Source organism: Salinicola lusitanus (genome assembly GCF_038648475.1).
GTDB lineage: Bacteria > Pseudomonadota > Gammaproteobacteria > Pseudomonadales > Halomonadaceae > Salinicola > Salinicola lusitanus.
Genome location: NZ_CP151919.1, coordinates 1,189,057 through 1,205,323 on the forward strand (window position 1 = coordinate 1,189,057; position 16,267 = coordinate 1,205,323).

General features: G+C 63.2%; 14 protein-coding genes. 6 read left to right on the top strand and 8 right to left on the bottom strand.

All coding sequences use genetic code 11. The features are described 5' to 3' along the window. Positions 1-33: 33 nt before the first annotated feature. Positions 34-1,470: a PLP-dependent aminotransferase family protein gene (locus AAGT95_RS05490; protein WP_342595800.1), complete on the bottom strand. Its 1,437-nt coding sequence runs from the start codon at positions 1,468-1,470 to the stop codon at positions 34-36. Between the two features lie 194 nt (positions 1,471-1,664). Here AAGT95_RS05490 and AAGT95_RS05495 point away from each other — a divergent pair, with 194 nt between their 5' ends. The 5 genes from AAGT95_RS05495 to ggpS all read left to right on the top strand — a co-directional run bounded on the left by AAGT95_RS05495 (position 1,665) and on the right by ggpS (position 7,917). Further along, complete coding sequence (locus AAGT95_RS05495; protein ID WP_342595801.1) at positions 1,665-1,898, top strand: DUF1127 domain-containing protein; 234 nt, start codon at positions 1,665-1,667, stop codon at positions 1,896-1,898. Between the two features lie 43 nt (positions 1,899-1,941). Then, positions 1,942-2,841 (top strand): PhzF family phenazine biosynthesis protein, encoded by a 900-nt coding sequence (locus AAGT95_RS05500; protein WP_342595802.1) that lies wholly within the window; start codon positions 1,942-1,944, stop codon positions 2,839-2,841. A 68-nt stretch (positions 2,842-2,909) separates the two neighbouring features. Continuing rightward, entirely contained in the window at positions 2,910-3,989 is a 1,080-nt protein-coding gene (locus AAGT95_RS05505) for a lipoate--protein ligase family protein (protein ID WP_110601638.1), read from the top strand. Positions 3,990-4,197: 208 nt separating this feature from the next. Further along, positions 4,198-5,493, top strand: a complete 1,296-nt coding sequence (locus tag AAGT95_RS05510) for an MFS transporter (protein WP_342595803.1) — start codon at positions 4,198-4,200, stop codon at positions 5,491-5,493. Positions 5,494-5,637: 144 nt separating this feature from the next. Then, on the top strand, positions 5,638-7,917 hold the full coding sequence (ggpS, locus tag AAGT95_RS05515) for a glucosylglycerol-phosphate synthase (RefSeq protein WP_342595804.1): 2,280 nt from the start codon (positions 5,638-5,640) through the stop codon (positions 7,915-7,917). A gap of 42 nt (positions 7,918-7,959) precedes the next feature. On the opposite strand, the gene AAGT95_RS05520 is transcribed toward ggpS, so the two are convergent. The 4 genes from AAGT95_RS05520 to rdgB all read right to left on the bottom strand — a co-directional run bounded on the left by AAGT95_RS05520 (position 7,960) and on the right by rdgB (position 11,490). Further along, complete coding sequence (locus AAGT95_RS05520) at positions 7,960-8,811, bottom strand: 23S rRNA (adenine(2030)-N(6))-methyltransferase RlmJ (RefSeq protein ID WP_342595805.1); 852 nt, start codon at positions 8,809-8,811, stop codon at positions 7,960-7,962. 88 nt (positions 8,812-8,899) lie between these two features. Then, positions 8,900-9,580: an OmpA family protein gene (locus AAGT95_RS05525; RefSeq protein WP_110602101.1), complete on the bottom strand. Its 681-nt coding sequence runs from the start codon at positions 9,578-9,580 to the stop codon at positions 8,900-8,902. A gap of 108 nt (positions 9,581-9,688) precedes the next feature. Then, positions 9,689-10,861 (bottom strand): radical SAM family heme chaperone HemW, encoded by a 1,173-nt coding sequence (hemW, locus tag AAGT95_RS05530; RefSeq protein ID WP_342595806.1) that lies wholly within the window; start codon positions 10,859-10,861, stop codon positions 9,689-9,691. Next, positions 10,858-11,490 carry an RdgB/HAM1 family non-canonical purine NTP pyrophosphatase gene (gene rdgB / locus AAGT95_RS05535; RefSeq protein ID WP_110601646.1) on the bottom strand — a complete coding sequence of 211 codons (633 nt, stop codon included), beginning with the start codon at positions 11,488-11,490 and terminating at the stop codon, positions 10,858-10,860. The genes hemW and rdgB overlap by 4 nt, the downstream gene beginning before the upstream one ends. Positions 11,491-11,922: 432 nt before the next feature. On the opposite strand from rdgB, the gene AAGT95_RS05540 reads away from it, so the two are divergent. Next, positions 11,923-12,600, top strand: coding sequence for a LuxR C-terminal-related transcriptional regulator (locus tag AAGT95_RS05540; protein WP_110601647.1), 678 nt, complete (start codon positions 11,923-11,925; stop codon positions 12,598-12,600). A 63-nt stretch (positions 12,601-12,663) separates the two neighbouring features. Here the strand turns inward: AAGT95_RS05540 and AAGT95_RS05545 are convergent, their stop codons facing one another. The 3 genes from AAGT95_RS05545 to thiE are packed head-to-tail and all read right to left on the bottom strand — an operon-like array spanning position 12,664 to position 16,265. Further along, positions 12,664-14,226: an AAA family ATPase gene (locus AAGT95_RS05545; RefSeq protein WP_110601648.1), complete on the bottom strand. Its 1,563-nt coding sequence runs from the start codon at positions 14,224-14,226 to the stop codon at positions 12,664-12,666. 31 nt (positions 14,227-14,257) lie between these two features. Further along, positions 14,258-15,547, bottom strand: coding sequence for a glutamate-1-semialdehyde 2,1-aminomutase (gene hemL, locus AAGT95_RS05550; RefSeq protein ID WP_110707380.1), 1,290 nt, complete (start codon positions 15,545-15,547; stop codon positions 14,258-14,260). Positions 15,548-15,557: 10 nt separating this feature from the next. Further along, entirely contained in the window at positions 15,558-16,265 is a 708-nt protein-coding gene (thiE, locus tag AAGT95_RS05555) for a thiamine phosphate synthase (protein ID WP_110601651.1), read from the bottom strand. Between the last annotated feature and the right edge of the window lie 2 nt (positions 16,266-16,267).

The following is a 16,267-nucleotide window of genomic DNA, read 5'->3' on the forward strand; positions in this document are numbered from 1 at the left end:
CCGAATAGGCTTACCGGGATTTTCGCCAGTGCCTCAGGCCAGACGCCTGGGCCGGCACCCCTCGCTCGCCGGCTCGCCCACCATCTCACCTACCCGCGCCACCGCCCGGGCGATCGCGGCATCGAACACGGCGTGGTTGAGGCGCAGGCAGTGGCGATACTTGCCGGTGGCGGAGAACATCACGCCGGGGGCGATACGAATCTCCTCCGCCATCAGCCGCTCGTTGAGCGCGACGGTGTCGATATCGCCCTCGCACTGCAGCCATAGCATGAAGCCCCCGGCCGGATAGCTGACCCGGGTCGAGGCCGGAAAGGCGTCGGCGATCACGTCCAGCATCAGATTGCGGTTGCGCTGATACTGGGCTCGCATCCGGCGCAGGTGGGGATCGTGGTGCCCCTCGCGGATGAACTCGGCCACCGCCATCTGGCCGTGGGTGGCGGTAGCGCCGGTACCGACGTACTTCATGTGCAGCGCCCGCTCGTGATAGCGGCCGGGCGCGATCCAGCCGAGGCGCAGCCCCGGGGCCAGGGTCTTGGAAAACGAACTGCACAGCAGCACCCGCCCCTCCTCGTCGAAGGACTTGATCGTCGCCGGGCGTGGGAAGGCGTAGCTGAGATCGCCATAGACGTCGTCTTCGATGATCGCCACGTCGAAGCGCTGCGCCAGGGCATAGAGCGCCCGCTTGCGCTCGAGCGACAGCGTATAACCGAGCGGGTTGTTGCAGGTCGGCGTCACCTGGATGGCACGAATCGGCCACTGCTCCAGGGCCAGCTCCAGCGCCTCCAGGCTGATCCCGGTTTCGGGGTCGGTGGGAATCTCCATCGCCTTCATGCCGTAGGCGCGAATCGACTGCAGGGCGCCATAGAAGCTCGGCGAATCCACCGCGATGATGCCGCCGGGTTCGCACACCGCACGCATGGCGATCGAGATCGCCTCGTGACAGCCGGTGGTGACCACGATGTCGTCGGGGTGCAGCCGGCAGCCGTGGCCGACCGCGAGGCGCGCGATCTGTTCACGCAGTTCGGGGCGCCCGTGCAGCGTATCGTAGTTGAGCCCGATCAGATCCTGGCGCCGGATGACACGGGACAGCGCCCGGAGCAGCGGCTTGAGCGTCGGCGCATCGATGTCCGGCATCCCTCGGCCCAGGTTGTGCATGCTGGCGTCCGGCAGCACGCAGGTGCCCTCGCGCACCTGTTCCCACTGCGAGACTTCCACTGGCCGCTGCGCCGTTCGTCCGGCCGGTGGCGGCAGCGGCCGCTCCCGCTGTAGCGAGACGAAATAGCCCGACTTGGGCCGCGCCTCGATCAGTTGGGCGTCTTCCAACTGGTGGTAGGCGTGCTGCACGGTAGAGAGGCTGACCCCATGTGCCTGTGCCAGGGCGCGCACCGAGGGCAACCGGTCGGCGGGCCGGTAATAGCCCTGCTGGATACGCTCGCGCAGATGATCGGCCAGTCGTTCGTAGCGATGCATGGGACCTCCGGAGACTATGACCTCATTGTGTATGCTCGTTGCCGTCACTTCACGATACAGATGAGGCCAAAGTCGGGCATACAGATGGCTTCATCGGGCTTCTGTATCTTTTATATAGCATTTTTCTGGATCTGTATGGCACTACCTCCCTCGCCTTAATCTGGACCCCTCATTCAGATACCGGGAGTCGTCCCATGCGCCTTGCCCTGTTTTCTCCGCTGTCTCCGGCTTTCTTCCGCTGGAGAGCCGCGTCGAGCACAAGTCAGAAGCCCTGCACCCAGGACACCCGAGGCGTCTACCGCCCCGGGCCCTGGATGCGCTGGCGTACCCGCCAGCAATTGGCCCAACTGGATGCGCGGCAGCTGGCGGATATCGGATTGACGCGAGCTCAGGTCGATAGAGAGGTACGTCAAGCCTTCTGGCGCTAGTCTCCAACCCCGAGAAGAGGTTCATCCACGACAAGGAGAGGACATGAGCCAAGCGTTACGAACTCAGATGCCGGTCGGAAAACGCCAGCCCCATCGCTACCTTCTGCTGGATGTCTTCACCGATACCCCTTTCGCCGGCAATCCACTGGCGGTATTCCCCGATGCTGCCGACCTGGATGGCGATGCCATGAAGCGCATCGCCAAGGAACTCAATCTTTCGGAAACCGTATTCATTACCGATCGCCAGCAGATCGATAACGTCAGCATTCGGATATTCACTCCCGGGGGAGAAATTCCTTTTGCAGGACACCCCACCGTGGGTACCGCTTGCTTGCTGAGAGCGCTGGGGTGGCACGATGGTGAGCGCCCCCTGCTGTTGAGGGAAGGCGTTGGTGATGTGCCAATCCGCTTCATGGGCAACCGTGCGCGCCTGACCACGGCGATGCCGCTCAAGATCACCGAGTCTCCTCTCACGATCGAGATGGCAGCAGAATCACTCGGCCTGCCGACGAGCGCCATTGCCTCACGACCCGTGGCGGCGTCCTGCGGGATACGATACAATTTGATCGAGATAGCCGACCTCGACAGTCTCCGCCAGGCCCAGGTCAACGGCGCCCGACTTCAAGCCGTGTTCCCGAATCCCGCTGACCGCGATCTCTATCTCTATGTTCGCCAGTCGGCACGGCAGCTGCGCACACGCATGTTCGCACCCTCGATGGGGATTCCCGAAGATCCCGCCACGGGTAGCGCCGCAGCGCCTCTGATCGGTTATCTCTCCCGCCAGGAGTCCTTCGATCGAACGCTGGACTGGCACGTGATACAGGGCGTCGAGATGGATCGCCCAAGCCATATCTACGGCCAGGTCGAACATGGGACCCACGGAGACATCATTCATATCGAAGGCGAATCCGTCATCATCGGCGAGGGGACTCTCTATCTCTGAGCGACATTCTCCCGCGCCAGCGAGCGCTATACTGGCGGCAGTGCGAACGTTCAGGGCGAGGCGAGACGATGTCGGAAGCGGTCAACGGTGACGCAGGGACTTACCACGGCGAATACAAGGTACCGGGCGGGAAACTGCTGGTGGCGGATGTCACGGTCCGCGACGGGCGACTGGCATCGGTACAGCTGTCCGGGGATTTCTTCCTCGAGCCCGACGACGCGCTGGAAGCAATCGACCGCGCCCTCGAGGGCGCATCGGTCGATGCCGACGCCAACACCCTGATCGCGACGATTCGAGCCGCGCTGCCACCGCAGACCGAGATGATCGGACTCTCCGTGCCGGCCATCGCCACCGTGATACGACGCGCGCTCTCCCGGACCTCGGATTGGCGGGACCACCAGTTCGGCCTGATCCACCGCGCGCCGGAGCCACCGCTGCTGCACATGGCGCTGGACGAAGTGCTGACCCGCGAGGTGGCCGAAGGCCGCCGCGGCCCGACGCTGCGGGTCTGGGAGTGGGATCGCGCCGCCATCATCATCGGCGTGTTCCAGTCGCTGGCCAACGAGGTCGACAGCGATGCGGCGGCGGCCGAGGGCATCGAGGTGGTCAGGCGCATCAGCGGCGGCGGCGCCATGTTCGTCGAGCCGGGCAACACCATCACCTGGTCGCTGATCGTGCCGGAAACCCTCGTCCAGGGGCTGACCTTCGTCGAAAGCTACGCCTTTCTCGACGACTGGGTGATCCAGGCCCTGGGCGACATGGGCATCAAGGCCTGGTACGTGCCGATCAACGACATCACTTCCCCGGGCGGCAAGATCGCCGGCGCCGCGCAGAAGCGCATCAATGGCGCCGTGCTCCATCACGTCACCATGGCCTACGACATCGACGCCGACAAACTGACCCGCGTGCTGCGGATCGGGCGCGAGAAACTCTCCGACAAGGGCACCGCCAGTGCCGGCAAGCGCGTCGATCCCCTCAGGCGCCAGACCGGGCTCGAGCGCGAGACGATCATCCAGCGCATGATCGACTCGTTCGCCGCACGCTTTACCCTGATGCCAACGTCTCTCACCGAGGGCGAGCTGGAACGGGCACATGCCCTGGCCAACGACAAGTTCTCGAGCGAGGCCTGGTTGCGACGCGTTCCCTGACGTAACACGGCAGTTTCACTTACAGCTGCTAAGCTGAATCGGGTCAGCCGATATGCACCCTGCGAGTGCACGGCACCGAATAACATCGGCTATGGTTACGACCACGAGTCAATAATATCATCTTATAATAAAGGCGATTTTTGCGATCTCCATCCCCTTCGGCACGCTTACTGCATGGATTGAATCGAGCGATGGCAAGGAGAAGGCTATGTGGTCGTTACTGCGACCCATTCGGGCGTTGTTGGGGAGCGTAGCGCTACTGCTGCTCGGCAATGGCCTGATCAACACCCTGTTGACACTGCGTGGCGCCGATGAGGGATTCTCGACCAGCCTGATCGGGATCATCATGTCCGGTTACTTCATCGGCTTCATTGGCGGTACCTGGATCAGCGGCCGGCTGATCAAACGCATGGGCCACATCCGTACCTTCGCGTTCTGTGCCGGCCTCTGCGCCTCGTCCGCGCTGCTTCACCTGATCTTCATCAACCCCTGGGTCTGGCTGGGTCTCAGGGTGATCTACGGCCTCTCCTTCATCACCCTGATGACGGTGATCGAGAGCTGGTTGAACAGCCAGGCCTCCAGCCACCAGCGAGGGCGGGTCTTTGCGATCTACATGGTGGTCAACCTGGGGGCGCTGGCCATCGCCCAGCAGATCCTGCGCCTGGATACCCCGGACGGCTTCCTGCTGTTCGCGCTGGCGTCGATCCTGATCAGTTGGGCGCTATTGCCGATCACGATCACCAAACGCAGCCAGCCGGTCATGAGTGCTCGCCCGAAAAGCAGCCTCAAGGCGCTGCTGAAATTCGCACCGCTGGCCGTTGCCGCCTCGATGATGTCCGGGCTGGCGATGGGAGCTTTCTGGACGATGACACCGGTGTATGCGCGCGGCGTCGGCTTCGACGTGGCCGGGGTCGGCGTGGTGATGAGTTGCGCCATTCTCGGCGGCGCACTGCTGCAGATACCCATCGGTCGATTTTCCGATACTCACGACCGCCCCCGGGTCATGACCTACGTCGTGATTCTGGCCGCCGTCGCGGCGATCGCCATGCCGTTCGCCCCCAACCAGATGACGCTGCTCGGACTATATTTCGTCTGGGGCGGTCTATCGTTCTCGATCTACCCGATTGCCGTGGCCCAGTTGGTCGATCAGTTGCATCCCGACGAAATCGTCGCCGGTTCAGCTGATATGCTGGTCGTACAAGGTGCCGGCAGTGCCGTCGCCCCGATTCTGGCCGGAGTGATCATGCATAACGTCGGCAACCAGGGATTACCGTTCTACATCGCCGCCGTCCTGGCGATGCTCGCTGGCTACGCCATCTACCGCCGACGTCGCGTCTCGGTGCTGGTCAGCGGTGATACGGCCCATTTCGAACCCATGACACCCACCAGCAGCCAAGCCCTGGAGATGATGTACGACGACGTGCAGAGGGATCTGTTCGCCGACCCCAGTTTCTACGAAGAGCACGAACGCCAGCGAATCGTCGAGATGGCCGGCAAGGCCTGATCCCGAACCCAGGGGCTGTCGCCGTTTCATGCACGGCTGCGCCGAAACGGCAACGGCCTCTGCGCCACAGCCACTCGACGAACGCATGAGCCGCTCGCGCAGGGAAAATCGTTCCGGTCCCTTGAGGCCGGACAGGAGGAAAACATGCTACTTGCAACCGATCTCGACGGCACCTTTCTGGGCGGCGACTCCGAAGCCCGCCTGAGCCTTTACCAGACCATCGCCGCGCATCCGGACATCAAGCTCGCCTACATCAGTGGCCGCAGTCTGGAAGCGATCCTGCCGCTGCTGTCCGACCCGACGCTGCCTCAGCCGGACTATATCGTCGCCGATGTCGGCGCCAGCCTCTATCTGGGTGACAGCCTGCAGCCGATCCAGCCGCTGCAGAACGAGATCGATTCCCGCTGGCCCGGCGAATCCCGGATCGCCAGCGCCATGCAGCGCTTTCCCGATGTGGTGCGCCAGGACGAACCGCAGCTGCGACGCTGTTCCTACTACTGCCCGCCCGAGCGCGCCACGGACGAGGCCCTGGTCGCCCTCGCCCGGGAACTGGACTGCGAGATGCTCTACTCGGCCGAGCGCTATCTCGACTTCCTGCCAAAAGGGGTCAACAAGGGCAGTAGCCTGCAGAAACTGGTCGAATGGCTCGAAATCGACGAGGAAGAAGTGCTGGTGGCCGGCGATACCATGAACGACCTCGCCATGCTCACCGCCGGTTTCAAATCTGTCTGCGTCGGGGGATCCGAACCCAAGCTGCTCGAGCAGACCCAGAACCAGACGCGGGTGATGCACGCCGAGAACACCGGCTGTGCCGGCATCATCGAAGCGTTTGCCCACTTCGGCTTTCTCGGTGCCCATGGCGTGGCGGCGGAGAACCGTCGCGACGAAACCCAGACCGGCAAGGCCGAGCTGGTGATGGTCTACCACCGCCTGCCTTACGAAGAGTATCGGGTCGATGGCAAGATCCAGCGCCGCCGTCCGACCTCGCCCAACGGCATCATCCCGACGCTGCTGAGCTTCTTCGCCGACCAGCGCGGTTCGTGGATCGCGTGGTCGATCTACGAGGAGGAGGACGAAGAGAAATTCGTCACCCACACCAGCGTCGATGCCAAGCAGTATCCGCTGCTGACGGCTGCCCGCGTTCCGCTGACCAAGGTGCAGGTCGACACTTTCTACAAACGCTTCTCCAAGGAGGCGTTCTGGCCGACCTTGCACACCTTCTGGGAGCGCGCGCACTTCCGCGAGGACGACTGGGAAGTCTACTGCGAGGTGAACCGCGCTTTCGCCGAACGCACCGCCGAAGAGGCCGCCGAGAATGCACTGATCTGGATTCACGACTACAACCTGTGGATGGTGCCGGCCTATCTTCGCGAGATGCGCCCGGATCTGCGCATCGCCTTCTTCCACCACACCTATTTCCCTTCGGCGGATGTCTTCAACGTGCTGCCATGGCGCCGCGAGATCATCGGCAGCCTGCTGCAGTGCGACTATGTCGCCTTTCACATCCCGCGCCAGGTCGAGAACTTCGTCGATGTCGCCCGCGGCGTCGTCCCGCTGACCACGCTGTCCCGCCAGAGCTGCGCGCCGCGATTCCTGACCTACGGCTGCGCGGTGGGACTCGAGACCATGACCACGGCGGTCGATACCGGCTCTCGGGTGGTGAGGCTCGGCGCGCATCCGGTGGGACTGGATCTCAACCGGATCAGGAATGCGCTCGACCAGGAGGGTGCCAGTTCGCGCATGGCCGAACTGCGCCAGGAGTTCGAGGGCGTCAAACTGATCCTGTCGGTCGAACGGCTCGATTACACCAAGGGCATTCTCGAGAAGCTCCAGGCCTATGAACTCCTGCTCGACGAGAACCCCGAGCTGCGCGGCAAGGTCACCCTGGTCAGCATCTGCGTGCCCGCCGCCCGCGAGATGACCATCTACAACGAGCTCCAGACCCAGATCGAGCAGACCATCGGTCATATCAACGGCCGGTTCGCCGATGTCGGCTGGACGCCGGTTCAATTCTACTTCCGCGGGTTCCCGTTCGAGGAGGTCGTCGCCTGGTACGCCATGGCCGACGTGATGTGGATAACACCGCTGCGTGACGGCCTCAATCTGGTCGCCAAGGAGTTCGCCGCCACTCAAGGCATGACCCAGGGCTGCGGCGTGCTGGTGCTGTCGGAATTCGCCGGCGCGGCAGCGGAGTTGAAGGGCGCGATCCTGACCAACCCCCACGACCTCCACGATCTCGCTCGAACCTGCTACCTGGGGCTCAACCTGCCTCGCGCGGAGGCGGAGGCACGCCTGCGCCAGTTGAACGACATCGTCGAGTACAACGACATCCGACGCTGGGGCGACGAATTCATCGCCGCCATCCAGGGCCAGGAACCCGAAGGCACCGAAAGCCCATCCAACCCGACCAACGACCTGGTCTGACGGGTTACGAAAGCAGCAGGATGACGGCGCCGGGCGGCGCCGTCACGCCTCGCCGGTCCACCATTGGCCCTGGTGCCTGGCGTCATCGGCCAGTACCGATGCCAGCGTGGTGAAGGCCTGGTCGAGCTCGATGTCGAGCTGCCAGGGCGGATTGAGCATCAGCAGCCCGCTGCCGTACATGCCACGCTCGGCAGCCGGCTCACGGATTTTCAACTCGCTGCGCCACAGCTTGGGTATGCCGGCCTGTCGCAGCGTGTCCAGCAGCAGTCGATGGCGTCCGGCCGGCAGCAGCGGATACCAGATCAACACTACCGCATGCCGCACCTTTCGCACGACCTGGATCAGCGTTTCGGCGACCTCTTCGTACTCATCTTTTTTCTCGTAGCTGGGATCGACCAGCACGCACAGCCGCGGCGTGGAGACCGGCACCAGCTTGACCAGCCCCTTGAGGCCATCCGCGTGTCGGCGCTGCACGCCGGCGTGGGGCGATACCGTCTGATCCGACAGGTGGCGGTGCTCGCCCGGGTGCAGCTCGAACAGCGTCAGCCGGTCCTGGGGGCGCAGCATCGAACCCAGCCACCAGGGAGAGCCGGGGTAGCGACTCAGTTCGGTCCCGGACTGCAGTGTCGCCAACGAGGCCAGCCACTCTCCGACGGGCGACTCGACGGCAAAACTGCGACGCTTCTGCCACAGTCGCTCGACACCGTCGCGAAACTCGCCGAGCTTCTGCGTTTCTGCCGCAGCCAACGGGTAGAGACCGCGGCCCGCATGGGTATCGACGAAGCTGATGGCGGAGGATTTTCGCGTCATCGCCGAGATGAGTCGCCTCAGGCCGAGGTGCTTGTGAACATCGGCAAAATTGCCGGCGTGATAGGCGTGCTGGTAGGCAAGCATGTGCGTCTGTCCATCAAAAAGGGCGCGGCACTTGGCCACGCCCGGATTCGAGATCGATACGTCGACCGTCTCGTGACGGCGGGTCGTCTCAGGACTGCCGGGTCGGCGTCAAAGTGATTTCGACGCGACGATTCTGGGCGCGCCCGGCATCGGTCTCGTTGCTGGCGATCGGGTTTTTCTCGCCGTAGCCGACTGCATTGATCCGACCGGCTTCGACACCACCCTGCTCGAGATAGGTCGCCACCGACTGCGCGCGGCGCTCGGAAAGCTTCTGGTTGTAGCTGTCCGAGCCGGTGCTGTCGGTGTAGCCGGCCACGTTGATCCGGGTTTCCGGGTAGGAACGCAGCACCGCGTTGACGTCGTTGAGGGCCTGCCGGGCCGGTGTCTGAAGGTCGCTGGAATCGACTTCGAACGTCACGCTGCTCGGCATGTTGAGGATCAGGTCATTGCCGTTACGCTCGACACCGATGCCCGTGCCGTCCAGGCGATTGCGCAGTTCCTTCTCCTGGGAATCCATGTAAGCACCGACGCCACTGCCGATCGCCGCGCCCGCTGCCGCACCGATCAAGGCACGGTCCCGCGTGCTGCTGCCGCCATCACCGGTGAGCGCCCCGACGACGGCACCCGCCACCGCACCGATGCCAGCACCACCCCAGGTATTGGAGTTGCCGCCGCCTTGCTGCTGCTGGGTGTCGGCACCGTTGGAGGCGCAGCCTGCCACCCCGACCGCCACGGCAACCGGAATGGACAACCAGAACGTCTTTTTCATCATCTTCATGCTTGGAGAGCTCCTTGCTTGCCGACCGTCACGCTTCCCCCTGTCGTGAGGTGCGTGACGATGAATCCATCACTGCCCGGCCTTCGCCGGCGGGGAGAGCTAAGCCTCCTCGTCGAACAGCGCGAGCAGATCGTTCAAGAATAACAGGCCTTGCGGGGTCGCTTGCAGACGTGATGGCGAAGTCGTCAGCAGACCCTTGTGTCGCGCCGCGTCCAGGCGAGGCGTCAGTTCAGACAGCGGTCGCCCGGTATGGTTTTCCCAATCCTCGGCATCGACGCCTTCGGTCAGGCGCAGGGCGTTCATCAGGAATTCCAGCGGCAATGCCTGACCATCCACGTGCTGACTTCCCGCCACGAATCCTCGCGGGTCGTTCATGCGGCGCAGATAGGCTTCCGGCTGCCGAGTCTTCCAGCGCCGCTCGATCCGCCACTGCCCCGCCGGGTCGATAGAGGACAACTTGCCGTGGGCCCCGGCACCGATACCCAGATAGTCGCCGAAGCGCCAGTAGTTGAGATTGTGACGCGCCTGTCGCCCGGGTCGGGCGTAGGCGGAAATCTCGTAGCGCGAGAAGCCGGCCGACTCGAGCAGATCATGCCCCGCATCCTGGATATCCCAGAGCCTCTCCTCATCGGGCAGCGGCGGCGGATGGGAGAAGAATTCGGTGTTGGGTTCCAGTGTCAGTTGGTACCAGGACAGATGTGTCGGCTCCAGCGCCAACGCCTGCTCGATATCCCCCAGCGCGGTCGCCAGCGTCTGCCCCGGCAGACCGTGCATCAGATCGAGATTGACGTTGTCGAAGCCCGCCTCCCGGGCGCTGGACATCGCGCGCTTCGCTTCCCCGCCGCTGTGGATGCGTCCCAGTGCCTCGAGTTGATCGGCGGCAAAACTCTGGACGCCGATGGAGAGCCGATTGATCCCCGCGCGCCGATATCCCTCGAAGCGCGCCTGCTCCACCGTCCCCGGGTTGGCCTCCAGCGTGATCTCGATGTCCGGGGCAAAGACGAGACGCTGACGCAGACCGTCGAACAGCCGCTGGTAGGCCGCGGGGGAGAACAGGCTCGGCGTCCCTCCGCCGATGAAGATGCTGACGATCTCGCGACCCTGCACCGCCACCAGCTCCTGCTCGAGATCGGCCAGCAAGGCGTCGACGTACCGACGTTCCGGCAGCTCGGCGCCTCGACCCACGCCGTGCGAATTGAAGTCGCAATAGGGGCACTTGCGCACGCACCAGGGTACGTGGATGTATAGCGCCAGCGGTGGTAGATCCATCATTCCCGGTGCTTTTCCGATTCCCTGAGCTGCGCCAGCAATGCCTGCAGCGCTCGTCCCCGGTGGCTCAGCCGATTCTTCTCCTCGGCGCTCAGCTCGGCGACGCTCATGCCCCGTTCGGGAACCCAGAACAGCGGATCGTAACCGAACCCCCCCTCGCCACGCGGGTAGGCCAGGATATCGCCAGGCCAGTCGCACTGGACGATCAGCGGTACCGGGTCATCCGCATGGCGCAGGTAGACCAGCACGCACCAGTATCGTGCCGTTCGTTCCCCTTCGGGGATCTCCTTGAGCGCCTCCAGCAGCTTGGCGTTGTTGGCGCTGTCCCGGGACTCGCCGCTTCCGGTGTCCCCGGCATAGCGCGCCGAGTAGATGCCTGGCGCACCGGCGAGGGCATCGACCGCCAGACCGGAGTCGTCGGCCAGCGCCGGCAGGCCACTGGCACGGGCGGCGGCCCGCGCCTTGAGGATGGCATTTTCGACGAACGTCAATCCGGTCTCCTCGACGTCGTTGACGCCGAAGTCCGACTGCGGCTGGACCTGCAGTCCCAAGGGAGCGAGAAGCTGTTGAAATTCAACCAGCTTTCCCGGGTTGCCACTGGCGACGACCAGATTCTCTATGGACGGGTTCATGGAGGGGCTTCCTGACAAAACGTTCATTCTACGGGGCGTGGCATTCGAGGCATAGGATACCTGGGCCGGGAAGCCATCAGTCACTCATCATATCGGGATGAGAAACCTCAGTAATTCGCCTGCCGAGGCTTCCGGGTCCTCGTGAGCGCGAGCGTGTTTTTTCTCGAAAAGGAAACATTGTTTTTTAAAAAGTTTGTGGAAATATGGCAGATAAGCCATTGATTAAAATCATTTAATTAGAGAAATTAAGCGCCGCTTAATTGCCGCCTTCGTGTCAATTTTTGAAAACCTCAATACCCTATATTTACAACGCATGGGTTTTATTAACACTATTGAGCTCCAACAATCACGGAGCCGCAGTAGGTTGCTCAGCCAAGGGTCACAGCGAAAAAGCGTAAAACACTAATTAAAATCCTTCGAAGGGATCAGACCATGAACACCGAACACACCGACATCGTTCTTGTTACAGATTGTAATTCACAGTCCGTACTATTTCTGGATTACATACACCAGAAAACGGGTTGCCGAGTCTCGGCACTCAGTCCCCAGGATCGTTTCCCGGTACCCGAAGGCAGCAGAGTGCTCGTACTACTGGATGGAGATCACGTCCAGGAGAAAGACCTGCTGGCCTGGAACACCAGAGCCGAAGAGAGCGATGCCATCATCCTGTCGGCTTTCAATGTCCGCGACAACAAGCAGGTCATGGAGCTGCTGATCGGCATCCACCTCCGCGGCGTCTTCTATCGCCAGGACAGCCTCGAGCTCATCTGCAAGGGGATCATCAAGCTTCTCGGCGGAGAGCTCTGGATCTCCCGGCCACTCTCGGCGATGTTGATCGACTTCTATCGTCGCCAGCAGGTCAACACCTACCGGCCCGTGTGCGGTCTGACACGAAGGGAACTGGAGATCGTCACGCTGCTGGTTTCCGGTGCGAGCAATACGGAGATCGCGGAAAAGCTGTTCGTGAGCGAGCATACGGTCAAGTCGCACCTCTACAACCTCTTCCGCAAGATCAACGTTCACAACCGCATCCAGGCGACCAACTGGGCACGACAGAACCTGGGGACGATTCCGGTCATGGCCTCGCGCTATGCCAACGGGCGTCGCTGAAGCCGCCAGGTAACCGCCAGTCACTCAGCCGGGAAGCCAGTGAAACACGGCTTCCCGGCCCTCTCAGTTTAGCCGCATCCGCTCCTGGATCAGAGAAGCTAGCGTCAGGTTGGCATCCGGCGCGGTGGTATCGAGATGCACCAGGTGGGTCGTCTCGTCACTCGCGAATGGCTCGAAACGCTGAAGTTGACGCTCCAGAATCGAAAGACTCCGCTCGGACGGCTCTCCGCTACGCCTGGCGCGTTTGACGATACGGGCCCGCAAGGTCGCCCGGTCGGCCTCGAAACTGACGATCAGTACCGGCAGACCACGCTTCTCGGCTTCGAAACGTAGCCGCTTGCGCTGTTCCAGCAGCAGGCAGGTGGCATCGATGCAAGCCGGCAATCCGGCTTCGAGTACCGTGCCCGTCAGTTCGGCCAGGCGACGATAGGTCTGGTCGGTCGCTGTCTCGCTGTAGACGGCTTTCGCATCGTCGGGTGCCGCGGTGAAGTCGAAAAGCCGCTTGCGCTCGACATCGGAGCGTATCCGCACCCCGCCCAGCCGTCGCACGATCTCCTCGGTGAACCGGCTCTTGCCACTGCCGGAGACGCCGACCGCCAGGATCAGGTAGGGAAAGCGGAATTCGCTGTACTCCTGGGCCATCGTCAGATAACGGCGGAAGACCTCTATCGGCTCGCCACCGGGCAGATCGTCCATCACCCCGGCATCGTGGTCCCGCACCAGTTCGATCCGGGCTCTGAGCAGGGCTCGATAGCGCTTGTAGAAGTTGAGCAGCCGTACCGCCTGGTAGTCGCCGGACAGCTCGAGGTACCGGTTGAGCGCATAATGGGCGAACTCCCGCTCGCCACGGGCTTCCAGATCCATGATCAGGAAGGCGAGCTCGCAGGCCACGTCGCACCAGCGCAGACGATCGTTGAACTCGATGCCGTTGAACAGGATCGCCTTGCCCTCGAACCGCACCGCATTGCCGAGATGGATGTCACCATGGCTCTCGCGAATGAAGCCCTCTCTCCAGCGCGATGCCAGAATGGGTTCCAGACGCGCGAAGCTCTCGAGCGTCAACGTCTTGACGTTGGCTAGCTGCTCGCGATCGCCAGGCGATTCCAGCAGCGGCTCGATCACGTCGAACTCGCCGACCAGCATCTCGTGAATGCTCGGCGGCGACCCCAAAGGATTGTCCCCCGAGGCGCTGGGAGCGGATTCGTGAAGCGCCACCAACTGGTCGATGAGATCGTCGATCAACTCCGCCGACAGCTCTCCGCTGGCCTGCAGCGAGCTCAGCAGATGGCGGGTGCTGAACTGACGCATCTTGACCGCGTACTCGATCGGCGCGCTGTCGTCGTTGACCCGGGGTGCCTCCTCGGTGCCCGAGATGGCCACGCAGCCAAGGTAGAGCGCCGGCGCCACGCGACGATTCAGCGCGACCTCCTGCTCGCAGAGGCGCCGGCGCTTCTCCAGCGTCGAGAAATCGAGAAAACTGCCGTAATCCAGCGACTTCTTGATCTTGTAGGCGTAATCGCCGGTCGATACCACCCAGGAGATGGGGGTTTCGAACACTTCGACGGCGCCGATCGGATGATCGAAACAATCACTCTCCTTGAGCGCCTGTATCAGCGTTCGGCTCATGCGTCGTCTCCCTGTCAGTGGCGTTCGTGACTCATTGTTGACGCATGGCGGCGAAGGCACGCTCGCTGGCCATCAAGGTCGTCTGAATATGGTCATGGGTGTGAGCGCTAGACATGAACCCGGCTTCGAATGCCGAGGGTGCCAGGTAGACGCCGGACTCGAGCATGTGCGAGAAGAAGTCGCGGAACGCCTGGGCATCGCACGCCATGGTCTGGCCAAAATTGTCGACCCGCTGTTGGGCGGTGAAGAACAGGCCGAACATGCCGCCGGCACGCTGGGTGATCATCTCGATACCGGCATCGCGGGCACGTGTCTCGAGCCCGTCGCAGAGCGTCTCGACCCGGGTGGACAGCGCCTCGTGGAAGCCCGGCTGGCGGACTTTCTCGAGCAGGGTGATACCGGCCGCCATCGCCAGCGGATTCCCCGATAGCGTACCGGCCTGATAGACCGGACCCAGCGGCGATATCTGTTCCATTATGTCGCGCTTGCCACCGAAGGCGCCGACCGGCATGCCACCGCCGACGATCTTGCCGAGGCAGGTCAGATCCGGCGTGATTCCGTAGTGCGCCTGGGCACCGCCCAGGGCCACCCGGAAACCGGTCATCACCTCATCGAAGATCAATACGCTGCCGTGGCTGTCGCACACCTCGCGCAGGGCTTCCAGGAAACCGGGCTGCGGCGGTATGCAGTTCATGTTGCCGGCCACCGGCTCGACGATGATGCAGGCGATCTGTTCGCCCATGGCCTCGAAGCATTCGTGCACGGCTTCGATGTCATTGTAAGAGAGCGTCAGGGTGTGCTCGGCCAGTGACGCCGGCACGCCGGGCGAACTGGGCTCGCCGTGGGTCAAGGCACCGGAACCGGCTTTCACCAGCAGCGAGTCCGAGTGGCCATGGTAGTTGCCCTCGAACTTGACGATCTTGTCGCGGCCGGTATATCCCCGCGCCAGCCGGATCGCCGACATGGTCGCCTCGGTGCCGGAGTTGACCATGCGCACCATGTCGATGGAGGGAATGATCTCGCAGATCAGGTCGGCCATGGTGGTCTCGATCGCGGTCGGCGTCCCGAACGAGAGCCCGCTGTCGAGCCGTTCGCGGACGGCGTTGAGCACCTCGGGATCGGCATGTCCGGTGATCATCGGCCCCCAGGAGCCCACGTAGTCGATATAACGCTTGCCCTCGACGTCGAACAGATAGGCTCCCTGAGCGCGCTCGATGAAGACCGGCGGCTGGGACATGCCCTTGAAGGCTCTTACCGGAGAGTTTACGCCGCCGGGAATGTGGCGGCAGGCACGCTCGAAGAGCTCGGCGGATGTGGTCATGGTGTTCTCTCTAGCGTTGATCGATTACAGAATGACGGCCGATCCTGGTATTCGGCGAAGCGCCATCGCCCATCTGGAGTTTGAGTTCGCGCACCGCCCGCGCGATATCCGGCCTACCGAAGACGGCATGGACCACAGCCAGGAGCTCGGCACCGGCCTGTCGTGCCTCGGGGGCGGTGCGAGCGTCGATGCCACCGATGGCGACCCGGGGCAACCCCAGATGAGCCACCTCCTCGAGTATCGATAGCGACGCCGGCGCGGCCTCCGGCTTGGTGCGCGAGGCGAAGAAGCGTCCGAACGCCAGATAGCTGGCACCGGACTCGGCTGCCTGGCGCGCCAGGACCGGGGAGTCATGGCAGGTGGCACCGACGATGGCTCGGTCGCCCAGCCGTTGCCTGGCGGTTGCCAGCGAGACGTCGTCCTGACCGACGTGCAGTCCGACGATATCCCCCCAGCGCTGCTGCAGTCGCAGCGCCAGTTCCAGATCGTCGTTGACGATCAGCGGCACCGCATGGCGCTCGCACAGTGCGGCCAAGGCATCGCCCTGCCGCCAACGCCGCGCGGTATCCGCGGACTTGTCACGGTACTGCAGCAACGCGATCCCCTCGCTCAGCGCCGATTCGCAGGCCGTGAGCAGCGTGCGATCGTCCGGCAACAGCTGGCTGTCGGTGATCGCGTAGAGTCCATTCAGGGTCGATGAAGGCGGGCGCGTCGACATCA

Excerpts from the sequence above, each read along its gene's own strand:
- AAGT95_RS05525 (WP_110602101.1), bottom strand. The coding sequence starts at position 9,580 with ATGAAAAAGACGTTCTGGTTGTCCATTCCGGTTGCCGTGGCGGTCGGG.
- AAGT95_RS05510 (WP_342595803.1), top strand. The coding sequence starts at position 4,198 with ATGTGGTCGTTACTGCGACCCATTCGGGCGTTGTTGGGGAGCGTAGCG.
- AAGT95_RS05545 (WP_110601648.1), bottom strand. The coding sequence starts at position 14,226 with ATGAGCCGAACGCTGATACAGGCGCTCAAGGAGAGTGATTGTTTCGAT.
- AAGT95_RS05520 (WP_342595805.1), bottom strand. The coding sequence starts at position 8,811 with ATGCTTGCCTACCAGCACGCCTATCACGCCGGCAATTTTGCCGATGTT.
- thiE (WP_110601651.1), bottom strand. The coding sequence starts at position 16,265 with ATGTCGACGCGCCCGCCTTCATCGACCCTGAATGGACTCTACGCGATC.
- ggpS (WP_342595804.1), top strand. The coding sequence starts at position 5,638 with ATGCTACTTGCAACCGATCTCGACGGCACCTTTCTGGGCGGCGACTCC.
- AAGT95_RS05505 (WP_110601638.1), top strand. The coding sequence starts at position 2,910 with ATGTCGGAAGCGGTCAACGGTGACGCAGGGACTTACCACGGCGAATAC.
- hemW (WP_342595806.1), bottom strand. The coding sequence starts at position 10,861 with ATGATGGATCTACCACCGCTGGCGCTATACATCCACGTACCCTGGTGC.
- AAGT95_RS05495 (WP_342595801.1), top strand. The coding sequence starts at position 1,665 with ATGCGCCTTGCCCTGTTTTCTCCGCTGTCTCCGGCTTTCTTCCGCTGG.
- hemL (WP_110707380.1), bottom strand. The coding sequence starts at position 15,547 with ATGACCACATCCGCCGAGCTCTTCGAGCGTGCCTGCCGCCACATTCCC.
- AAGT95_RS05490 (WP_342595800.1), bottom strand. The coding sequence starts at position 1,470 with ATGCATCGCTACGAACGACTGGCCGATCATCTGCGCGAGCGTATCCAG.
- rdgB (WP_110601646.1), bottom strand. The coding sequence starts at position 11,490 with ATGAACCCGTCCATAGAGAATCTGGTCGTCGCCAGTGGCAACCCGGGA.
- AAGT95_RS05500 (WP_342595802.1), top strand. The coding sequence starts at position 1,942 with ATGAGCCAAGCGTTACGAACTCAGATGCCGGTCGGAAAACGCCAGCCC.
- AAGT95_RS05540 (WP_110601647.1), top strand. The coding sequence starts at position 11,923 with ATGAACACCGAACACACCGACATCGTTCTTGTTACAGATTGTAATTCA.